Origin of the sequence: Corallococcus sp. AB038B (assembly GCF_003668955.1) — a bacterium.
GTDB classification, from domain to species: Bacteria; Myxococcota; Myxococcia; order Myxococcales; family Myxococcaceae; genus Corallococcus; species Corallococcus exiguus.
The window spans coordinates 1165693-1185941 of sequence record NZ_RAWO01000001.1 but is presented as its reverse complement, the minus strand read 5'-3'; the positions used below and the strand labels follow the sequence as shown (position 1 = coordinate 1185941).

The 20249-nt window shown below is 68.9% G+C and carries 15 protein-coding genes; 12 read left to right on the top strand and 3 right to left on the bottom strand.

All coding sequences use genetic code 11. The features are described 5' to 3' along the window. Positions 1-131: 131 nt before the first annotated feature. The 7 genes from purF (at position 132) to D7Y04_RS04875 (ending at position 11325) form a co-directional block, all read left to right on the top strand. Positions 132-1514 carry an amidophosphoribosyltransferase gene (purF, locus tag D7Y04_RS04905; RefSeq protein ID WP_216669370.1) on the top strand — a complete coding sequence of 461 codons (1383 nt, stop codon included), beginning with the start codon at positions 132-134 and terminating at the stop codon, positions 1512-1514. Between the two features lies 1 nt (position 1515). Beyond that, positions 1516-3150, top strand: a complete 1635-nt coding sequence (locus D7Y04_RS04900; protein WP_233601273.1) for a sensor histidine kinase — start codon at positions 1516-1518, stop codon at positions 3148-3150. After that, positions 3147-4514 carry a sigma-54 dependent transcriptional regulator gene (locus tag D7Y04_RS04895; RefSeq protein ID WP_121758479.1) on the top strand — a complete coding sequence of 456 codons (1368 nt, stop codon included), beginning with the start codon at positions 3147-3149 and terminating at the stop codon, positions 4512-4514. The genes D7Y04_RS04900 and D7Y04_RS04895 overlap by 4 nt, the downstream gene beginning before the upstream one ends. A 157-nt stretch (positions 4515-4671) precedes the next feature. Then, positions 4672-5997 (top strand): TolC family protein, encoded by a 1326-nt coding sequence (locus D7Y04_RS04890; RefSeq protein WP_121758478.1) that lies wholly within the window; start codon positions 4672-4674, stop codon positions 5995-5997. Between the two features lie 132 nt (positions 5998-6129). Next, positions 6130-7323, top strand: coding sequence for an efflux RND transporter periplasmic adaptor subunit (locus D7Y04_RS04885; RefSeq protein ID WP_121758477.1), 1194 nt, complete (start codon positions 6130-6132; stop codon positions 7321-7323). A gap of 27 nt (positions 7324-7350) precedes the next feature. Continuing rightward, positions 7351-10485: an efflux RND transporter permease subunit gene (locus tag D7Y04_RS04880; protein WP_121758476.1), complete on the top strand. Its 3135-nt coding sequence runs from the start codon at positions 7351-7353 to the stop codon at positions 10483-10485. A 42-nt stretch (positions 10486-10527) separates the two neighbouring features. Beyond that, on the top strand, positions 10528-11325 hold the full coding sequence (locus tag D7Y04_RS04875) for an alpha/beta fold hydrolase (protein ID WP_121758475.1): 798 nt from the start codon (positions 10528-10530) through the stop codon (positions 11323-11325). A gap of 4 nt (positions 11326-11329) precedes the next feature. Here the strand turns inward: D7Y04_RS04875 and D7Y04_RS04870 are convergent, their stop codons facing one another. Next, positions 11330-12307, bottom strand: coding sequence for an RluA family pseudouridine synthase (locus tag D7Y04_RS04870; RefSeq protein WP_121758474.1), 978 nt, complete (start codon positions 12305-12307; stop codon positions 11330-11332). A gap of 105 nt (positions 12308-12412) precedes the next feature. After that, on the bottom strand, positions 12413-13534 hold the full coding sequence (gene wecB, locus D7Y04_RS04865; RefSeq protein ID WP_121758473.1) for a non-hydrolyzing UDP-N-acetylglucosamine 2-epimerase: 1122 nt from the start codon (positions 13532-13534) through the stop codon (positions 12413-12415). 104 nt (positions 13535-13638) lie between these two features. Here wecB and kdsB point away from each other — a divergent pair, with 104 nt between their 5' ends. Further along, on the top strand, positions 13639-14385 hold the full coding sequence (kdsB, locus tag D7Y04_RS04860) for a 3-deoxy-manno-octulosonate cytidylyltransferase (protein WP_121759278.1): 747 nt from the start codon (positions 13639-13641) through the stop codon (positions 14383-14385). Here the strand turns inward: kdsB and D7Y04_RS04855 are convergent. Next, entirely contained in the window at positions 14378-15226 is an 849-nt protein-coding gene (locus D7Y04_RS04855; RefSeq protein WP_121758472.1) for an aldo/keto reductase, read from the bottom strand. The two genes, kdsB and D7Y04_RS04855, sit on opposite strands and share 8 nt — an antisense overlap. Positions 15227-15342: 116 nt before the next feature. Here D7Y04_RS04855 and D7Y04_RS04850 point away from each other — a divergent pair, with 116 nt between their 5' ends. From D7Y04_RS04850 to kdsA, 4 genes are all read left to right on the top strand, one after another. Then, positions 15343-17112, top strand: a complete 1770-nt coding sequence (locus D7Y04_RS04850) for an ABC transporter ATP-binding protein (protein ID WP_121758471.1) — start codon at positions 15343-15345, stop codon at positions 17110-17112. Positions 17113-17440: 328 nt separating this feature from the next. After that, on the top strand, positions 17441-17674 hold the full coding sequence (locus D7Y04_RS04845) for a hypothetical protein (RefSeq protein ID WP_014393887.1): 234 nt from the start codon (positions 17441-17443) through the stop codon (positions 17672-17674). An 87-nt stretch (positions 17675-17761) separates the two neighbouring features. Continuing rightward, positions 17762-19405, top strand: a complete 1644-nt coding sequence (locus tag D7Y04_RS04840; protein WP_121758470.1) for a CTP synthase — start codon at positions 17762-17764, stop codon at positions 19403-19405. Then, positions 19402-20238: a 3-deoxy-8-phosphooctulonate synthase gene (gene kdsA / locus D7Y04_RS04835; RefSeq protein ID WP_121758469.1), complete on the top strand. Its 837-nt coding sequence runs from the start codon at positions 19402-19404 to the stop codon at positions 20236-20238. The genes D7Y04_RS04840 and kdsA overlap by 4 nt, the downstream gene beginning before the upstream one ends. The last annotated feature ends 11 nt before the right edge of the window (positions 20239-20249 follow it).

The window sequence follows — 20249 nt, the reverse complement described above, 5'->3', positions numbered from 1 at the left end:
GGCTCCTACCTTTCGGGCAACGGTGCCTTGCCTGGCCTACAAGGGCCGACGTCGGCTGATGGTGGAATACCCACCTTCAAGGCGTGCGTTCCTGTTCCGCTTCGAGGTCGAAAGGGGTAAGGCAGCGCGCCATGTGCGGCATCTTCGGAATCGTGGGTCACGGAGAGGCGTCCAACCTGACGTACCTGGGGTTGCACGCCCTGCAGCACCGCGGACAGGAGTCCGCCGGAATCGTCGCGTCCGACGGGCACGTCCTGCGCGCGCACCGGCAGATGGGCCTGGTCGCCGACATCTTCACCGCGCCGGTGATTGAAGGGCTCCCCGGCAAGGCGGCCATCGGCCACGTGCGCTACAGCACGGCGGGTGGAAGTGGCATCAAGAACGCCCAGCCCCTGTTCGTGAACTACGCGGGCGGCCAGTTCTCCATCGCGCACAACGGCAACCTCGTGAACGCGGTGGAGCTCAAGGCGGAGCTGGAGTCGGAGGGCGCGCTCTTCCAGTCGGACGCGGACACGGAGGTGGTGATGCACCTCCTGGCCCGCTCCAAGCAGCCCACCTTCGAGGCCCGCCTCGTGGAAGCGCTGCGCCGGGTGGAGGGCGCGTACAGCATCCTGCTCCTCACCGAGGACAAGCTCATCGCGGTGCGCGACCCCAACGGCTTCCGGCCGCTGGTGCTGGGCAAGATGAAGGAAGGCGCCTACGTGCTCGCCAGCGAGACGACGGCGTTGGATCTCATCGAAGCGGAGATCGTCCGCGAGCTGGAGCCGGGCGAGCTGGTCGTCATCGAGAACGGCGTGCTGCGCTCCAGCATGCCGTTCAAGCCTGCGGCCCGGCTGGGCCGCTGCATCTTCGAGCACGTCTACTTCGCCAAGCCGGACTCGGTGCTCTTCGGCAGCAGCGTGTACGAGGTGCGCAAGCGCCTGGGCGTGCAGCTGGCACGCGAGCAGCCCGCGGAGGCGGACCTGGTCATCGCGGTGCCGGACTCGGGCGTGCCCGCGGCCATCGGCTTCTCGCAGGCGAGCGGCATCCCCTACGACGTGGGCCTCATCCGCAGCCACTACGTGGGCCGCACCTTCATCGAGCCGCAGCAGTCCATCCGCCACTTCGGCGTGAAGCTGAAGCTGTCCGCCGTGCGCCAGGTGCTCAAGGGCAAGCGCGTGGTGGTGGTGGATGACTCCATCGTGCGCGGCACCACCAGCCGCAAGATCGTGAAGATGCTCAAGGCCGCGGGCGCCGTGGAGGTGCACCTGCGCATCTCGTCGCCGCCCACGCAGTGGCCCTGCTACTACGGCATCGACACGCCCAGCCGCACGGAGCTCATCGCGGCCAGCCACACCACGGATGAAATCGCGAAGTACGTGACGGCGGACTCCCTGGGCTACCTGTCGCTGGAGGGCCTGGGCACCGCGGTGGAGGACCCGAAGCGGAGCACCTACTGCACCGCGTGCTTCTCCGGGCAGTACCTCACCGACAAGCTGTCCCAGAGCGCGGGTGCCACCAAGCTCAGCGCCTGAGATGTCAGCCGCGCCTTCGGGCCGGCCCGGGCTCGCCCAGGCGGAGCGGCAGTTCGTCCGCTCCGTCGTCGCGGGCCTGGTGTTGTTGGGAGCGGTCGCCGTCGCGGGACCGCTGCTCTCCTACCGCAGCGACGTCGCCGTGGCCCGTGCGGAGTTCCAGTCCCGCATGACGCGCGAGGCCCGCGTCTACGCGGAGGCGCTGGGCCTGCACCTGAAGCTGCTCCAGACGGAGCTCCTGCGCGTGTCCGAGGGCGTGGGCCCGGACGTGAAGCGCGAGCTGCCCACCGAGGACCTCCAGGACCTCACCACGCCCCGCGCCGGCCTCTTCCACGCGGGCGTGATGGTTCTGGATGCGCAGGGCAAGCTGCGCTGGAGCGACCCGCCGCTCGACGAGGCGCAAGCCCAGGACGGCTTCGCCACGCGCCCCTGGTTCCAGCAGGTGCTCGCGCGCCAGACGTCGGTGGTGGACGCCATCGCGCCGGGCGCATCCCTCTTCGTCGTCGCGGTGCCGGTGGTGCGCGCGGGCGAGACGACCGCGGTGCTCGCGGGCCTGCTGGACACGGGGACGGCGCTGCCGGGCGGGCGGCCCCTGAGCAACGACCTGGAGCTGCTCGTCCTCAACGCCTCAGGAGACCTCTTCCTGCCAAGCGCGCCACCCTCGTGGGCCAACGTGTCACGCGCGTCCGGAGAGCTGCGCGACTTCATCCGCGAGGGCGTCCGGCCCCCTTCACTGGGCGCGATGCCGGAGACCTTCCTCACCGCCACACCCGTGCCCGGCACGGGGCTGCACCTGGTGCTCGCCGCGGACGAGACCGCGCTCCTGTCCGGCCTGCGCGACCGCTTCCTCGTGCAACTGCTGGTGCTGGCGCTGCTCCAGGTGGGCACGCTGGTGCTCTTCACCGTCCACTGGCGCCGCGTCTACGGCCTGTTCCGCGAGGTGGAGACGCGCTCCGCGCAGCAGGAGAAGATGGCCGCGCTGGGCAGCGCCGCCAGCCTCATCGCGCACGAGGTGAAGAACTCCCTCAACGGCCTCAAGGCCGCCACCGGCCTCGTCTCTCCGGAAGGTGAAGGCGGGCTCGTGGTGCGCACGCTGCACGGGCAGATTGACCGGCTGGCGCATCTGGCCACGTCGCTGCTCAACTTCGGCAAGCCGCCCGTCGTGCGCCGCGTGGACGTGAACCTGTCCCAGTTGGTGCGTGACGTGGTGGAAGGCCTGCGCTCGCTGCCGGAGGCAGGGGAAGTGCGAGTGGACGTGGACGTGCCCCCGGACGCGGCGCCCCTGTCCTGCGACCCGCTGCTGCTCACCACCGCGCTGGACAACCTGGTGCGCAACGCGATGGAGGCCACGGTGGCGGCCAAGGACCTGGGCAAGGTGACCGAGCCCCAGGTGCGCGTGCGCGCCCGCCTGGACGCGGACGTCGCGGTGGTGACGGTGGAGGACAACGGGGGAGGGCCGCCGCCGGGCGTAGAGGAGCACCTCTTCGAGCCCTTCCACACCTCCAAGCCCAAGGGCATCGGATTGGGGCTGGCCATGACGCGCCAGGCGCTGGAGCATCAGGGCGGACAGCTCACCTTCGAGCGCCTCCCCGACGGCAGCCGCTTCCTCCTCCACCTTCCCCGAGTGCCCCGGCCATGAGCCTCCCCGTCCTCTTGGTGGATGACGACCGAGCCTTCTCCTCCATCGCGGCGGTGGCGCTCCAGCGAGAGGGCTTCAGCCTCACGGTGGCGCACTCGCTGCACGAAGCCCGTGCGTCGTTGGCGAAGACCACGCCCGTGCTGTTGGTGCTGGACCGCCGCTTGCCGGACGGAGACGGGCTCGCGTTCCTGCCGGAGCTGAAGGCACACGCGCCCGGCGTAGCGGTGGTGATGGTGACGGCGCACGGAGATATCGCCAGCGCGGTGGACGCGGTGCGAGCGGGCGCGGCGGACTACCTGGCCAAGCCCGTGGAGCTGGCGGACCTGGTGCTGCGCGCGCGCCGGGCCGTGGATGCCAGCCGTTTGAGGGACCGGTTGGAGACGGCGGAGGCGGAGCTGTCCGGCCGCCGCCGTCTGGTGCCCCCCACGTCCGCCGCGATGCAGCGGGTGTTCGCGATGCTGGAGCGCATCGCCGCGTCGCCGCGAAGCCCGGTGCTGCTACTGGGCGAGACGGGCGTGGGCAAGGAGCAGCTCGCGAGGCACCTGCATGCGCTCGCGTCGAAGGACGGCGGAGCGCCCTTCGTGCACATCAACTGCGCGGCCCTGCCCGAGCAGACGGTGGAGAGCGAGCTGTTCGGCCACGAGAAGGGCGCCTTCACGGACGCGCGCACCGCGAGGCGCGGGCTGGTGGAGGTGGCCCACGGCGGCGTGCTCTTCCTGGATGAAGTGGGCGAACTGCCGCTGCCGCTCCAGGCGAAGCTGCTGACGTTCCTGGACTCGGGGAGGTTCCGCCGGCTGGGTGGTACGACGGAGCAGACGAGCACCGCGCGCATCGTGGCCGCCACCAACCGGGACCTGCCGAAGCAGATGTCGGGAGGCAACTTCCGCGAGGACCTCTGGTTCCGCCTGGGCGTGTTCCGCATCGACATCCCGCCGCTGCGAAAGCGGCGCGAGGACATCCTCCCGCTGGCGGAAGGGATGCTCGCGGACCTGGGCCGCGAGCTGGGCCGGCGCGACGTCAGCCTGGGCGTGAAGGCCCGAGCGAGGCTCGCGGCCTATGCGTTCCCGGGCAACGTGCGCGAGTTGCGCAACATCCTGGAGCGGGCGCTGGTGCTGGAGCCCGAACCGGAGCTGGAGCTGGAGGTGCTTGGCGGCACGCCCTCCGTGAGCGCCGCGGTGAAGGTGGAGGCATCCGCCGCGGTGGCGCCGGGAGCCTTCAGCGTGACGGAGCCCGTGCCCATGGAGGACCTGGAGCAGGCGTACGTGCGCTGGGTGCTGGAGCGGCTGGGCGGCCGGCGCATGGAGGCGGCGAAGGCGCTCGGGCTGTCCTATCCGACCTTCCTCAAGCGCCTGGGTGACACCTGAAGCGATTTGCAGTGCCCGCGATGAAAGGATTTTGAAGTCGCGGGCGCTGAAAGGATTTTGAAGTCGCGCGGCGTCGCATCCGCGCGGATTTGCTGGGGCCAGGCCGGGCACACGGCTTGCGATGGGGCTCCTCCGGATTCTCACCGGAGCCTGCCGCTTGCGCCGTTCCCTCCCCGCACTCATCGCCCTGGGCACCCTGCTCGGTCTCACCGCCGGTGCCGAGCAGCACCCCACGTCCTCCTCCAAGCTGCTGCTCTCCACCCTGCCGGACGACGACGGTCTGGCGGAGCTCCTCTGGGAGCACTCCGCGGACTTCGCGGACGACCGCGCCCGCCTCGCGGCGTCGCGAGCGGATCACCAGCGCACGCACCTGCTGCCCAATCCGGAGCTGGACGTGTCGATGAACACCATCCCCATCGGCGCCACGAACCCGCCGGGCCTGCGCCGCCTGGACGACGTGCCCAACTACGTCGTGGGCCTGTCGGAGCTGGTGGAGCTGGGCAAGCGGGGCCCACGTCAGGACGCGGCGAAGGCGGCGCTGTCCGCCACCACGTTGGACGTGCACGCCGCGCTGAGGGCTCGCATGTACGACGTGCTGGAGCGAGCAGCGGACGTGGCCACCATGGAGGTGCGCATCGCGGAGCTGACAAAGCTCACCGACGACGCGCTGAAGCTCACGGACCTGCAACGCGCCAGGCAGCAGCACGGCGACGCCGCGGGTCTGGACGTGGACCGCTCCACGTTGGAGGCGCAGTCGCTGGAGACGTCGCTGGGAGAGGAGCGCGTGAAGCTCACGGACGCACTGCTCGCCTGCGCACAGCTCGCGGGCATTCCGTGTGAGCCGTTCGGAAACCACGAGCGGGCGATGTCCTTCCTCCAGGCAAGGCTCGACAAGGCGCCCGCCCCCGCCGCCATCGAATCAAGGCCGGACCTGCGGGCCCTGAGCGCGCAGGAGGACGCCGCGCGGTCTTCGCTGACGTTGGCGCAGCGCCGCTGGATTCCGGATCCGACGGTGCGAGCTGGCTACACGCGAGATCAGTTCATGATCTCCGGCAACCAGAAGAACTCCCTCTTCGTGGGCCTGTCGATTCCGCTCCCCCTCTTCGACCACGGACAGGCGGACGCGCACGCCGCCAGCGCGAGCGCCCAGTCCGCGAGGACCGCGCGAGAGCTGCTCACGGCCCAGGCCTCGCGGGAGACGGATGTCCTGAACCAGCAACTGCGAGCGGTGCAGGAGCGTCGGCAAAAGCTCCATACGCAGACGCTGCCGCTGGCCGAAGGCGTGGTGCAGCGCCTGGACGCGGCGGTGAAGGCAGGAGGCGCGGCGTTGCAGGACCTGCTCCTCGCGCGCCGGACCTACGGCGAGCTGGTGTTGCACGCGGCCGACCTGGATCAGACCGCCTACCGCCTCACCATCGCCATCGCCCGGACCAGCGCCGCCGGTCCGCGAGCACCGGACACGCTGATCAATCCCCGCTCCTGATGACGGCAGGCGCATTCCCTCGCTCCTGCCTCCGCGCCTCGAAGCACGAACACCGCCCTGCCCGCCCCTGACGAGCCGTCCCATTCCGCGTGAGCCCCACGCGATCCCTCCCGCCTTCCAGAAAGCCCCCGCATGAACACCCCCGACACCGCCGCTGCTCCGACGTCCAGCACCACTCCATCCCGCCGAACCACGGTCTGGATGGCCTTCGCGGGAGCGGGCCTGCTGGGCACCGGCGTGCTGCTCTACGTGCTGGCCCCCACCGACTCCGTCGCGGAGAGCGAGACCGCCATCAACGGCCCCACCGTGAAAGGCGAAACGGTGCACCTGCCAGACGGAGCACCGCAGTGGCACTACGTACAGCTCGCAGTGGCCACCGAGGGCAGCGCCCTCACCCCGCTCCCCTCCCCCGCGCGGGTGCAGTTCGACGAGGCGCGCACCGCCTCAGTGGGAGCCCCGCTCGCGGGCCGAGTGGAAGAAGTCCGCGTGCGTCCCGGAGACCGCGTGAAGCAGGGTGACGACCTCTTCAGCGTGCGCTCTGGAGCCTTCGCGGAGCTCGTGCGCGAACAGCGCGGCGCGGAAGCAGAGCTCGCGGAGAAGCGCCGCAACGCGGACCGCCTCAAGGAGTTGGTGGCCCTGCGAGCCGCCCCGGAGAAGGAACTCCTCGCCGCGCAGACGGAGCTGCGTCAGGCCGAACTCTCCCTGGAGGCCGCCAAGGCGAAGCAAGGCAGCCTCCGTGTGTCCTCCCGAGGCGAGAACCTCTTCTGGGTGACAGCGCCGCGCTCCGGCACGGTGGTGGACCAGGACCTGGCGGCCAGCCAGGAGGTGACGCCGGACCGCGACAAGCCGCTCGTGCGTCTGTCGGACCTGGATCAGGTCATGGTCGTCGCCGACCTCCAGGAGGCAGACGCGATGGACATGTCCCCCGGCCAGGACGTCACGGTCACCACGCGAGATGGCATCGTCCGTGCCGGCAAGGTGGACCGCGTCGCCGAGGTGGTGGATCCGCTGCGCCGCACCGTGGAGGTGCGCGTGCGGGTCCCCAACAACGACCGCCGCTTCCGCCCCAACGCCTTCGTGGAGGTGACGCCCACGCCCCCCGAAGGCGTCAAGCGCGTGCGAGTCCCGGACAGCGCGGTGGTGACGGATGGAGCGCGCTCGGTGGTCTTCGTCGCCCGTGACTCGAACCGCCTGGAGCGGGTCGCCGTGACGCCGGGCCGCCGTCGCGACGGAGAGGTGGAGCTGCGCGGAGGCCTCGCCTCCGGAGACCGGTTCGTCGCCCGGGGCGCGCTGCTCCTGGAGAACCAGATCGAACTGGCGGACTGAAGCCCCTCGACGGAACGAAAGACGCCCATGTTCGAAAAGCTCGTCGACTTCAGTCTGAAGAACCGCGCGGCGGTGGTGTTCCTCACGCTGCTCACCGCCATCTGGGGCTGGTTCTGCTTCACCGACCTCACCGTGGAAGCCTTCCCGGATCCCACCGACACCCAGGTCAACGTCATCACCCTCTACCCGGGCCAGCCGTCCGAAGAGGTGGAGCGTCAGATTGGCCTCCCGCTGGAGCGAGCCCTCAACGGCATCCCGGGCCTGACGCGCCTGCGCAACCTCTCCATGTTCGGCCTGTCGTTCGTCACGCTGAGCTTCAACGACAACACCGACGTGCTCTTCGCCCGAGCCCAGGTGCTGGAGCGCCTGCGCGACGCGGAGCTGCCCGAAGGCCTCACGCCTTCCCTTGGGCCGCTGGCCACGCCCATCGGAGAAATCTATCGCTACACGCTCAAGGGCGCGAAGGGCGACCCGATGAAGCTGCGCACCCTCCAGGACTGGGTGGTGCGGCCGGGCCTCTTGCGAGTGGACGGCGTCGCGGACGTCGTCAGCTACGGAGGACTCCTCAAGGAAATCCACATCCAGCCGGATCCCGTGAAGCTCGCGGCGTTCGGCCTCACGTTGGACGACGTGGAAGACGCGCTGAAGGACGGCTCGGAGAACGCGAGCGGCGGCGTGCTGGAGCGAGGCTCCGAACAGTTCGTCATCCGCAGCGAGGGCCTCTTCCGCTCGCTGGACGACATCCGCGACGTGCGAGTGGCCACGCACGAAGGCACGCCCGTGTTCCTCAAGGACGTGGCGGACGTGAACGAGGGCTGGTCCCCTCGCCAGGGCGTGGTCAGCCGCGACGGCGACAGTGACGTGGTGCAGGGCATCGTGTTGATGCGCCGGGGAGAGAACCCCTCCGTGGTGCTCTCTCGCGTGCGCGACGCGGTGACCGCGGTGAACGGCCGCCTCCAGACGGACGACGCGCACATTGATCCGTTCTACGACCGCACGGACCTGGTGAACACGACGTTGCGCACGGTGGGCCACAACCTGCTGGAGGGCGCGCTGCTCGTCACGCTGGTCCTCTTCATCTTCCTCTTGGACCTGCGGGCCGCCATCGTCGTGGGCGTCCTGATTCCCCTCTCGCTGCTGGCATCGTTCATCTACCTGAAGATGCGAGGCATGTCGGCGAACCTGCTGTCCATGGGCGCGGTGGACTTCGGCGTCATCGTGGACGGAGGCGTGGTCATCATCGAGAGCATCCTGGCGCGCATGTCCGGCCATCAGTACGAGGGGGAAACCCCGCTCGAACGCATCCAGCGCGCGACGAAGGCGGTGGTGCGCCCCACGGTGTTCTCGCTGCTCATCATCATCGCGGCGTACCTGCCCATCTTCATGTTGCAGCGGGTGGAGGGCCGCATCTTCGCGCCCATGGCGAACACGGTGGTGGCGGCGCTGCTGGGTGCGCTCGTCTTCTCCGTCACGCTCATCCCGGTGCTGGCGTCGTTCGTCTACCGCAAGCCGGTGAAGCACAGGGAATCACCAGTGCTGCGAGCCGCGGACAAAGCCTACGGCCCCGTGCTGACCTGGAGCCTCAAGCACCCGGGCACCGTGGTCGCGGTGTGCACGGCGGGCCTGCTCTTCGCGGGAGCGCTCGTCCCGCGCATGGGCAGCGAGTTCCTCCCGGCGCTCAACGAAGGCAGCCTCTACCTGACCTTCACGATGCCCTCGAACATCTCCCTGTCGGAGGGCCGCAAGCTGGTGCCGCGAATCGAAGGCCTGCTGCGCGCGGCGCCGCAGGTGGACGGAGTGCTCAGCCAACTGGGCCGCCCGGAGGACGGCACCGACGCGAAGCTCACCAACAACCTGGAGTTCTTCGTGAAGCTCAAGCCACCCGCCGAGGGGCCCAAGAGCACACCGAAGTTGGACGACGTGCTGGAGGTCCTCCAGCGCTCCGTGTCGGAGGTCCCGGGCATGGAGGTGAGCTTCAGCCAGCCCATCGGCGACAACGTGAACGAGAGCATCAGCGGCCAGCAGGGTCAGCTCGCGGTGAAGCTCTTCGGCGACGACCTCCAGGTGCTCCAGGAGTATTCGCAGAAGGTGAAGCGCACGCTGTCAAAGGTGGACGGCGTCGCGGACCTGGGCATCGTGAAGAGCGGCGAGGTGCCGAGCATCCAGGTGACGCCGGACCGTGTAGCGCTGGCCCGCCACGGCATGTCACTGGGTGACTTCCAGCACGTCTTCCAGACGGCGGTGGGAGGCCGGCCGCTCAGCGAGTTCTGGGAGGGAGAGCGCCGCTTCGACGTGGTGATGCGCCTGCCCATGTCCAGCCGGGACGACGTGGAGAAAATCTCCCACCTGCGAGTGCCCGTGGAGGGAGGCGTGCTGGTGCCGCTGAACGAGCTGGCCAAGGTGAAGACGGGCTTCGGCCGGGCCTCCATCAACCGCGAGAACGGCCGGCGTTACATCGGCGTGCGCATGAACGTGCGAGGCCGGGACCTGGGCTCCTTCGTGAAGGACGCACAGGCGCTGCTCCAGAAGGAAGCCCCGCCCCCCACGGGAATGAGCGTCGAGTGGGGCGGCGAGTTCGAGAGCAAGGAGCGCGCGATGGACCGGCTCCTCACCGTGCTGCCGGTGGCGCTGGTGCTCACGCTGCTGCTGCTCTTCAAGGCGTTCAACTCCTTCGGCCGCGCGGTGGTGACGCTGCTCAACGTGCCCTTCGCGCTGATGGGAGGCGTGTTCGGCCTGTACTGGGCGGGCATGCCGCTGAGCGTGGCGGCGGCGGTGGGCTTCATCGCGCTCATCGGACAGGCGGCGCTCAACGGAGTGTTGGTGATGAGCGCCATCGCGGAGCGGAGGGAGGCGGGAGAGTCGCTGGACGACGCCATCCTCCACGGAAGCCGCGAACGCCTGCGCCCTGTGTTGATGACGGCAGCGCTGGCGGCGCTGGGCCTGGTGCCGGCGTGCTTGAGCAACGGCATCGGCTCGGAGATGCAGAAGCCCCTGGCCATCGTCATCGTGTCCGGGACCATCTCCGCGTGCGCGCTGACGCTGGTGCTATTGCCGGTGCTCTTCCGCATCTTCGCCCGCTTCACGGAGCAGGTCGTGGACCGGATGCCCGAGCAACTGCTGCGCGTGGTGCCGGGAGCGAAGAACCTCCGCAAGGCAGGCTGATTGAACTTCACTTCCTGAGCCACGGCAGGCAGGAATCGTCCCATGACGACCTGGATGAGTGGAGTCCGCGAAGCGAACGGCATCGACCTCCACTACCTCCGGACGGGAGGCGCCAAACCTCCCGTCGTCCTGCTCCATGGATTGATCGGGAGCGGAGCCTGCTGGACTCCCGTGGCGCGCGCGCTCGAAGGTGAATTCGACGTCGTCATGCCCGACGCCAGAGGGCACGGCGGTTCGAGCACGCCGCGCCACGGCTACCAGTACGACGATCACGCAAGCGACGTCGTGGGCCTCATCCGAGGCCTGGAGCTCTCGCGTCCGGTGCTGCTGGGCCACTCGATGGGCGGCATGACCGCCGCGGTGGTCGCAAGCCGAGGGACGGCGGGCCTCCGCGGCGTCATCCTGGTCGACCCGACGTTCTTGAGCCCCGAGCGCCAACGCGAGGTGCACGCCAGCGACGTCGCCGAACAACACCGCAGGACACTCGGCTTCAGCAAATCCGAGCTCGTTGCACAGGCCCGAGCCCGGCAGCCGCATCGTTCGCCCGAACTCATCGAGCATCTCGCCGAGGCGAGACTGAAGACCCGTTTTGAAGCCTTCGACGTCCTCACGCCGCCCAACCCCGAGTATCGCGACGTGGTGAGCGCGATTGACGTCCCGATCCTCCTCGTCATTGGGGACAGCAGTCCCGTCGTCACGCTCGAGATGGCAACGGAGCTGCGGAGCCTCAACCCACGCGTGCGAATCGAGCAGATACAGGACGCCAGCCACGGCCTCCCGTATGACCAACCCGAGCGCCTGGCGGAGGTGGTCACGTCGTTCCTGCGTGAGCTGGCTTAGCGGCTCAACTCCCGGCGATGAAGTCCTTCAAGTCATCGGGAAGCGGCGACGCGAAGGTGACGGACTCCCCGGTGCCCGGGTGCGGGAACGTGATGCGCTCCGCGTGAAGCGCATGGCGCGGCAACCGCAGTCGGTCCCACGCCTCCGGCTCCAGCGAGTGCTTGCTGAACCGGTCGAAGTACCCCGGGTCCGGCCCGTACATCTTGTCGCCCACCAGAGGAAAGCCCGCCTCTCGCAGGTGGATGCGAATCTGATGCTGCCGTCCTGTCTCCGGAAAGCAGCGCAGCAGCACGAACGGCGCGCCGCCATGAGTGAAGCGCTGAAGCACCTGGAAGCGCGTACGACTGGGCTTGCCCACCACCGGGTCGATGCGCACGGCGATGCGGATCAGGTCCGTGCCCTCCGCGATGGGCGCGTCCACGACGAAGGTGTCCTCGGAAGGCTGGCCCTCGCACAGCGCCAGGTATTCCTTGTGCACATCGCGCGACAGGAACAGTCCACCCAGCACACGGCAGGACTCGGTGGTGCGGCCACACACGACCAGCCCACTCGTCTCACGGTCCAACCGATGCGCGGGCTCCGCGAAGCGCTCACCGAAGCGCTCGCGCAAGAGCGTCACCAGCGTGCCCTTGTGGTAGCGCGCGGTGGGGTGGATGGGCAGCCCCGCCGGCTTGTCCAACACCAGCAGCCAGTCATCGGAGAAGACAACGGGCAGCTCCGTGGGCGTCACGGGCTCCTGGCTCGCGGGGCGGCGAATGCGGAAGGTGAGCCCCGGATACACGGGCGTGGAAGGCTTGAGCCGGTACTCGTCGCACAGGACGCCGCGCAGGATGATGCCCCGCACGCGCTCCAGGTCCATGCGGCGGATCTTCTCGCAGAGGTACCGGTCCAACCGCCACCCCGCGTAGTTCGGCTCCACGACGAACGGGATGTCGACGTAGCCGTCGGGGATGACCGGAGCGCTCTCGGGGTCTTCACGCATGGCGGACCCGATGCTCTACCACGCTTTGAAACACGAAGGCCGCCCGGCCCCCGCGCACGAAGACGCGAGCACCCGGCGGCCTGATTGCTTCACGAACGCGTCAGCTCACCCGAAAGCGCGCTTGGTCTCCACGCCCAGGAAGCGCGAGTACAGGTCCGCGATGCGCTCGCCCGTGCGGCCGTCCCACAGCTCCGGCACGCGGCCCTTCTTGAAGTCGCCGGACAGCACGCGGTTCGCGGCCTCGCGGATGCGCGCGGGGTCGGTGCCCACCACCTCGTTGGAGCCGACCTCCACGGTGATGGGGCGCTCGGTCTGCTCGCGCATGGTGAGGCACGGCACGTTCAGCGCCGTGGTCTCCTCCTGCAGGCCGCCCGAGTCCGTCATCACCAGCTTCGCCTGCGACGTGACGGACAGGAACTCCAGGTAGCCCATGGGGTCCACCAGCTTGAGCCCCGGCGTCTGCTCCAGCCTGGAAGCCAGCCCCTGCTCCGAAATCATCTTCCGAGTGCGCGGGTGCACCGGGAACACGACGGGCAGCTCCTTCGCCACGTCCATCAGCACGCCCAGCAGGCCCGCCAGCAGCTTCGGGTTGTCCACGTTGGACGGCCGGTGCAGCGTCGCCACCACGTAGCCCTTCGGCGTCAGGCCCAGGTTCTTCAGCGTGGGCAACTGGTCGGCCTTCTCCTTGGACGACAGGAGCGAGTCGATCATCACGTTGCCCACCAGGTGGATGTGCTTCGGGTCGATGCCCTCCTTCAAAAGATTCGCGTCCGCGTCGCGCGACGGCGTGAGCAGCAGGTCGGAGAGCCGGTCGGTGACGACGCGGTTGATCTCCTCCGGCTGGTGCCGCTCGAAGCTGCGCAGGCCCGCTTCCACGTGGGACAGCGGAATCGCCAGCTTGGACGTGACGAGCGCCGCGGCGATGGTGCTGTTCACGTCGCCCACCACGGAGACCAGGTCCGGCTTCTCCTGGAGGAAGACCTTCTCCATCTCCACCATCATCTTCGCCGTCTGCTCGGCATGGCTGCCGGAGCCGATGCCCAGGTGGATTTCAGGCGGAGGCAAGCCCAGGTCCGCGAAGAAGACGTCACTCATCTTCGCGTCGTAGTGCTGACCGGTGTGGATGACGAGCTGCCGCAGGGACGTACGCGCGGAGATGGCCCGGTGAATGGGTGCCACCTTCATGAAATTCGGACGCGCGCCAACGATGTGGATGACCTTCTTCATGTCGCCCCGGAAGCTAGGCACGGCGCCATTTCTGGCCAGTGGTGGGAGCCGGTCAGCCCCTCCCCGAGCGCGGCGGGACGTCCTGAATCTGATAGATGCCGCCCATGCCCGCCTCCTACACCGTGGCCGTCATCCCCGCCCGCCATGCCAGCACCCGCTTCCCTGGCAAGCCGCTCGCCCTCATCGCCGGCCGTCCGATGATCGAACACGTCTGGCGCCGCTGTCAGGAAGCCAGCGCCTTCGACGAGGTGTGGGTGGCCACCGACGACACGCGGATCCGCGACGTCGTGGAGGCCTTCGGAGGCAAAGCGGTGATGACCAGCCCCGCCTGCCCCACCGGCACGGACCGCATCGCGGAGGTCGCCCGCGCCCGCCCGGACGTGGAGGTGTGGGTGAACGTGCAGGGGGATGAGCCGCTCGTGGACCCCGCCGCCCTCAAGGTGCTCGCGGAGCTCTTCCAGGACGAAGCCGTGAACATGGCCACGCTGGTGCGGCCCCTGGAACCGGAGGAGGTGGACAACCCCAACGTGGTGAAGGCCGTGCTCGCCCTCAACGGCGACGCGCTCTACTTCAGCCGAGCCACGGTGCCGCACGCCCGCGAGCCCGGCACACCCGTGCGCCGCTGGGCCCACCTGGGCCTCTATGGCTACCGGCGGGACACGCTGCTCCAACTCGCCTCATTCAGCCCCACCCCGCTGGAGGAGACGGAGAAGCTGGAGCAGCTGCGCGCCCTGGAGAACGGCCTGCGCATCCGCTGCGCCAGCGTGAACTGGCGCACCGTGGCGGTGGACGTGCCGGAGGATGTGGCCCGAGTGGAAGCCGTGATGCGCGAACGCGCTGCCGTCAGATGACGGGCAGCTCGTCCGGCTCGTCGCCCTTCGGGAACGCCGCGTCGATGCGCTGGAGCTCGTCCTCCGTGAGCTTCAGCGAGGCCGCGCTCGCGTTGTCTCGCACGTGCGCCGCGTTGCTCGCCTTGGGGATGGCGAACACCGACGGCCGGCGCACCAGGAACTGGAGCGCCACCTGGAAGGGCGTCACGCCGTGCTCCTTCGCGATGGACGCCAGCACCTTGCCGCCCGCGCTGGTGGGTGACGGGAACTGCCCGTTGCCGAAGGGGCTGTAGGCCACCACCGCCACGCCCTGGGCCTCGCACCACGGGACGACCGCGTGCTCGATGGCGCGCTCCTCCAGGTGATACAGCACCTGGTTGCACGCGATGCGCCCCTTCCCCGCGAGCGCCAGCACCTCCTCCAGGTCCTCCACCCCGAAGTTGCTCACACCCCAGGAGCGGATCTTCCCGGCCGCCACCAGCTCCTCGAAGGCCTCCACCGTGCCCTCCAGCGGGTGCGAACCGGGCCAGTGCAGCAGGTAGCAGTCCAGGTGGTCCGTGCCCAGGCGCTTCAGGCTGCGCTCGCAGGCGGCCACCGTGCCCCTCCGCGTCGCGTTGGACGGCATCACCTTGGAGACGAGGTACACCTCCTCGCGCCGGCCCTCGATGGCCTTCGACACCAGGGCCTCCTCCACCCGCCCCTGGCCGTAGAGCTCCGCGGTGTCCAGGTGCGTGAGCCCCAGGTCCAGCCCGGCGCGCAGGGCTCGGACGGCTGCTTCCGCGTTGTCATCCTCCATCTGCCAGGTGCCCTGTCCGATGACCGGCACCGCCACCCCGGTGTTGCCAAAGACGCGCTTCTCCATGGCCCCTCCTCGCGTGGAACGGGCCTTGGAATACCACCCAGGCCACCCGCCTGCATCCCGGCCCTGCGGACACCGCCCGGGCTGCACGTCCCCCGACAGTCCGGTAGGCTCCGCCGGTGCCTCCCTCCGTTACCACTTCGACACCGCACCTCTCCTCCGGGGTCACCGGGCGCCGCCTGCTGGCGCTCGCCCGCCCTGAGCTGGGCACGCTGCTGGTCGCCACCGTCTTCCTGTTCATCAGCAGCGGCGCCAGCCTGGTCTACCCCCAGGGCGTCCGCATCCTCATCGACGAGGCCCTCAACGCGAAGAACCGCGGCCTCATCGACAAGGCCGCGCTCGTCATGCTGGCCGTCTTCCTGGTCCAGGGCGTGGCCACCGCCGTGCGCTTCTACCTCTTCACCAACGCCGGCGAGCGCGTGGTCATGCGCCTGCGCCATGACTTCTTCCGCCGCCTCATGGACCAGGAGGTGGCCTTCTTCGACACGCACCGCACCGGAGAGCTCACCAGCCGGCTCGCCTCCGACACCACCGTGCTCCAGAACACGGTGAGCGCGAACATCTCCATGGGGCTGCGCAACGCCGTGCAGGCCCTGGGCGGCATCGTGCTGCTCTTCTACACCTCGCCCTCGCTCACCTTCCTGATGCTCGCCATCGTGCCCGTCGTCGCCGTGGGCGGCATGGTCTACGGCCGGCGCGTGCGCGGGCTGTCGCGCAACGTGCAGGACGCGCTCGCCAAGGCCAGCGAGGTCGCCGAGGAGAGCCTGTCCGGCATGCGCACCGTGCGCTCCTTCGCGGCGGAACCCTCGGAGGTGGCGCGCTACGGCAACTCCGTGCGCAATGCCTACGAGGTCGCCCGCAACCGCGCGCGCCAGTCCGCCGCCTTCATGGGTGGCGCCTCCAGCGCGGGCTACATCGCCGCGGTGGTGGTGTTCTGGTACGGCGGCCGGCTGGTGGTGGACGGCGAGCTCTCCGTGGGCGCCCTCACCTCGTTCCTCATCTACACGATGCTCGTGGCCGTCTCCCTGGGCTCCCTGGCGGACCTCTGGGCGGACTTCATGCGCGCCTCCGGCGCCGCCGAGCGCGTCTTCGAGCTGATGGACCGCGCGCCCGCCATCCCCGCCAACGAGGGCGAGCGCCCCGCCACCGTCGAAGGCCGCGTGGAGCTGCACGGCGTGCACTTCGCCTACCCCACGCGTCCGGACGTGCCGGTGCTCCAGGGCATCGACCTCACCGTCAACGCGGGCGAGGTCGTCGCCGTGGTGGGCTCCTCCGGCGCCGGCAAGTCCACCCTCGCCGCCCTCCTGTCGCGCTTCTATGATCCGCTCCAGGGCGAACTGCGCCTGGACGGCCGCCCGCTGAAGTCCCTGGACCCCAGCTGGCTGCGGCGCCACGTGGGCATGGTCGCCCAGGAGCCCCTGCTCTTCTCCTGCTCCATCGCGGACAACATCCGCTACGGCCGCCCGGACGCCACCGACGCGGAGGTGGAGGCCGCCGCCCGCGCCGCGAACGCGCACGACTTCATCCAGCGCTTCCCGGACGGCTACCGCACGGAGGTGGGCGAGCGCGGCGTGCAGCTGTCCGGCGGACAGAAGCAGCGCGTGGCCATCGCGCGGGCCGTGCTCAAGGACCCGCGCATCCTCATCCTGGATGAAGCCACGTCCGCCCTGGATTCAGAGAGCGAGCACCTGGTGAAGGACGCCCTGGACCGGCTGATGCAGGGCCGCACCACGCTCATCATCGCCCACCGCCTGTCCACCGTGGCCAACGCCCAGCGCGTGCTGGTGATGGAGCACGGCCGCGTGGTGCAGAGCGGCACCCACTCCACCCTCATGACGCAGGACGGCTTGTACCGCCGGCTCGTGGAGCGCCAGGTCGTCGCCGCCTGAACGCTCATTCCTCGGACGACCCCTGCCCACCTCGCGGTCTTCGTGGCGAGAAATGAGGGCGGGCATTATCTCTGCTGCCGCAAGAAAGGAGGTGATGCCTTGAACGACAGCAAGATCAAGGCGTCCACCTCCGTCGCGGTGGCCTGCTAACGCGGGTTGTCCCCGGCGGAAGTGACGCCTGCGGTAACGAGTCGCCCCCGTCCTTGCCGACGGGGGCGACTTTTTTCGTCCCCCTCCCTACCGGGAATGTCCTGTCCACCCACCGGTTCGTGGCCGCCGGGGGGAAGTGCCATCCACGACCGTAGGGGTCGCCTGCCGGAGAACTTCCGTGTCCATCACGCCATGTCCCATCCCGCTGCCCTCTGCTCTCCGTGACGAGGAGACGGTGGATGACCAGCGCAATCTTTTTTGTCCCAACTACGATGCCTGCCTGCACCAGGTCGTGAAGAAAGGCTGGGAAGGCTGGAGTTGCCGGGGGTGCGACCTGCGCCATTTCCGCGTCGGCCAGCCCACCGCCCAGCAGTTCGCCGTGGCCCGTCCGGGTGGTTGGGACGCGCAGTGAAGGGCTGACCCTGCGGGTCGGGGCCAGCCGGCCGTCCGTGCGTCAGAGAATATTTGACGCCCCCTGGCCCTCTTGGCAGGAAGGGACATGCGCTCCAAGAAAACCAAGTTCATCTTCGTGACGGGCGGCGTGGTCAGCTCGCTGGGGAAGGGACTGGCCTCCGCATCCATTGGCGCCCTCCTTGAGAACCGCGGGCTGGACATCACGCTCATCAAGCTGGATCCCTACATCAACGTGGATCCGGGCACGATGAGCCCCTTCCAGCACGGCGAAGTGTTCGTCACCGAGGACGGTGGCGAGACCGACATGGACCTGGGCCACTACGAGCGGTTCACCCACGCCCGGATGAGCCGCCTCAACAACTTCACCTCCGGCCGCATCTACAACGCGGTCATCACCAAGGAACGCCGTGGCGAGTACCTGGGCAAGACGGTCCAGGTGATTCCGCACATCACGGATGAGATCAAGGCCAGCATCCGCCAGGCCGCCCAGGACGTGGACGTCGTCATCGTGGAGGTCGGCGGAACGGTGGGCGACATCGAGTCCCTGCCCTTCCTCGAGGCCATCCGCCAGATGCGCTACGACGTGGGCAGCCAGAACGCTGTCTACATCCACCTGACGCTGCTGCCGTACATCGGCGCCGCGGGTGAGGTGAAGACCAAGCCCACGCAGCACTCGGTGATGAAGCTGCGCGAAATCGGCATCCAGCCGGACTTCCTCCTGTGCCGCACCGACCGGGAGATTTCGCGCGAGCTGAAGGACAAGATCGCCATGTTCTGCAACGTGGACAACGGCAACGTGTTCACGTCCCCGGACGTGCGCAGCATCTACGAGCTGCCCCTGGAGCTGCACCGCCAGGGCCTGGATGAGCGGCTGGCGGAGGTGCTCAACATCTGGAGCCGCGCGCCCCACCTGGAGAAGTGGGAGACCATCGTCCGCAAAATCTACGAGCCCGCGCGCGGTGAAGTCACCGTCGGCATCGTGGGCAAGTACGTGAACCTCACGGAGAGCTACAAGAGCCTCAACGAGTCCCTGCTCCACGGCGGCATCGCCAACGACGTGCGCGTGAAGCTGCGCTTCGTGGACAGCCAGGACGTGGAGGCTCAAGGGCCGGAGAAGACGCTCGAGGGCGTGGACGCGGTGCTCGTGCCCGGCGGCTTCGGCGTGCGCGGCACCGAAGGGAAGATCGCCGCGGTCCGCTACGCGCGTGAGAACAAGCTCCCCTTCTTCGGCATCTGCCTGGGCCTCCAGATGGCCGTGGTGGAGTTCAGCCGCACCGTGCTGGGCCTCAAGGGCGCCAACAGCCTGGAGTTCGACGAGCACACCGCGCACCCCGTGGTGACGCTGATGGAGAGCCAGGTGAAGGTGCAGGACAAGGGCGGCACCATGCGCCTGGGCAGCTACGCGTGCGCGCTCAAGCCCGGCAGCGTCGCGCACAAGCTCTACGGCCAGGAGGCCATCCAGGAGCGCCACCGCCACCGCTACGAGGTCAACAACTCCTACCGTGGCCGTCTCCAGGAGGCCGGGCTCGTCATCTCCGGCCACAACCCGGAGCTGAACCTGGTGGAGATGATTGAGCTCGCGGACCACCCGTACTTCGTGGGCTGCCAGTTCCACCCTGAGTTCAAGAGCAAGCCCTTCGCCCCCCACCCCCTGTTCTCCGGCTTCATCGGCGCGGCGCTCGCCCAGCGGGACGCCCACCGGACCCCGGCCCCCCCGGTGCGCTCATGAGCAACACCCCCTCCATCGAGCTGTGCGGCCACAAGGTCGGCCCCGGCCAGCGCCTCTTCGTCATCGCCGGCCCGGACAGCATCGAGTCCGAGGAGATGGCCCTGAGACACGCCCACCTGCTCAAGGGCATCACGTCCCGGCTGGGCGTTCCGTATGCCTTCAAATGTTCCTATGACAAAGCCAACCGGACCAGCGGGAAGTCCTTCCGCGGACCGGGTTTGAAGGAAGGTCTGAGAATCCTGGACCGTGTCCGTCGGGAGGTGGGAGTGCCCGTTCTCACGGACGTCCATGAAACCAGCCACGTCGGGCCTGCCGCTGAAGTCGTGGATATCATCCAGATACCGGCCTTCCTCTGCCGGCAGACGGACCTCGTGGAGGCGGTGGCCCGCTCGGGCAAGGGGGTGAACTTGAAGAAGGGACAGTTCGTGGCCCCCAAGGACATCGTCCACTCGGCGAAGAAAGCAGTGGAGGCGGGCAACCCCAACGTGCTCGTCACCGAGCGCGGCTCCTCCTTCGGCTACAACAACCTCGTCGTGGACATGCGCGGCCTCGCCCAGATGCGCGAGGCCGGCCTCGTGGTCTGCATGGACGCGACCCACGCCGTCCAGCTCCCCAGCTCCAGCGACGGAAAGACAGGCGGCGAGCGCCGGTTCGTCTCACTGCTCGCCCGCAGCGCCGCGGCCGCCGGGATTGACGCTTTATTCACAGAAGTCCACGAAGACCCCGACCGTGCCCTGTGTGACGGTCCGTGCTCGCTCAATCCACAGATGTTCGAGGACGTGCTACGAGATGTACTCAGCATCCGCCGCGCGCTGGGTCACGAAGCCAGTTGATGCATGCGAAA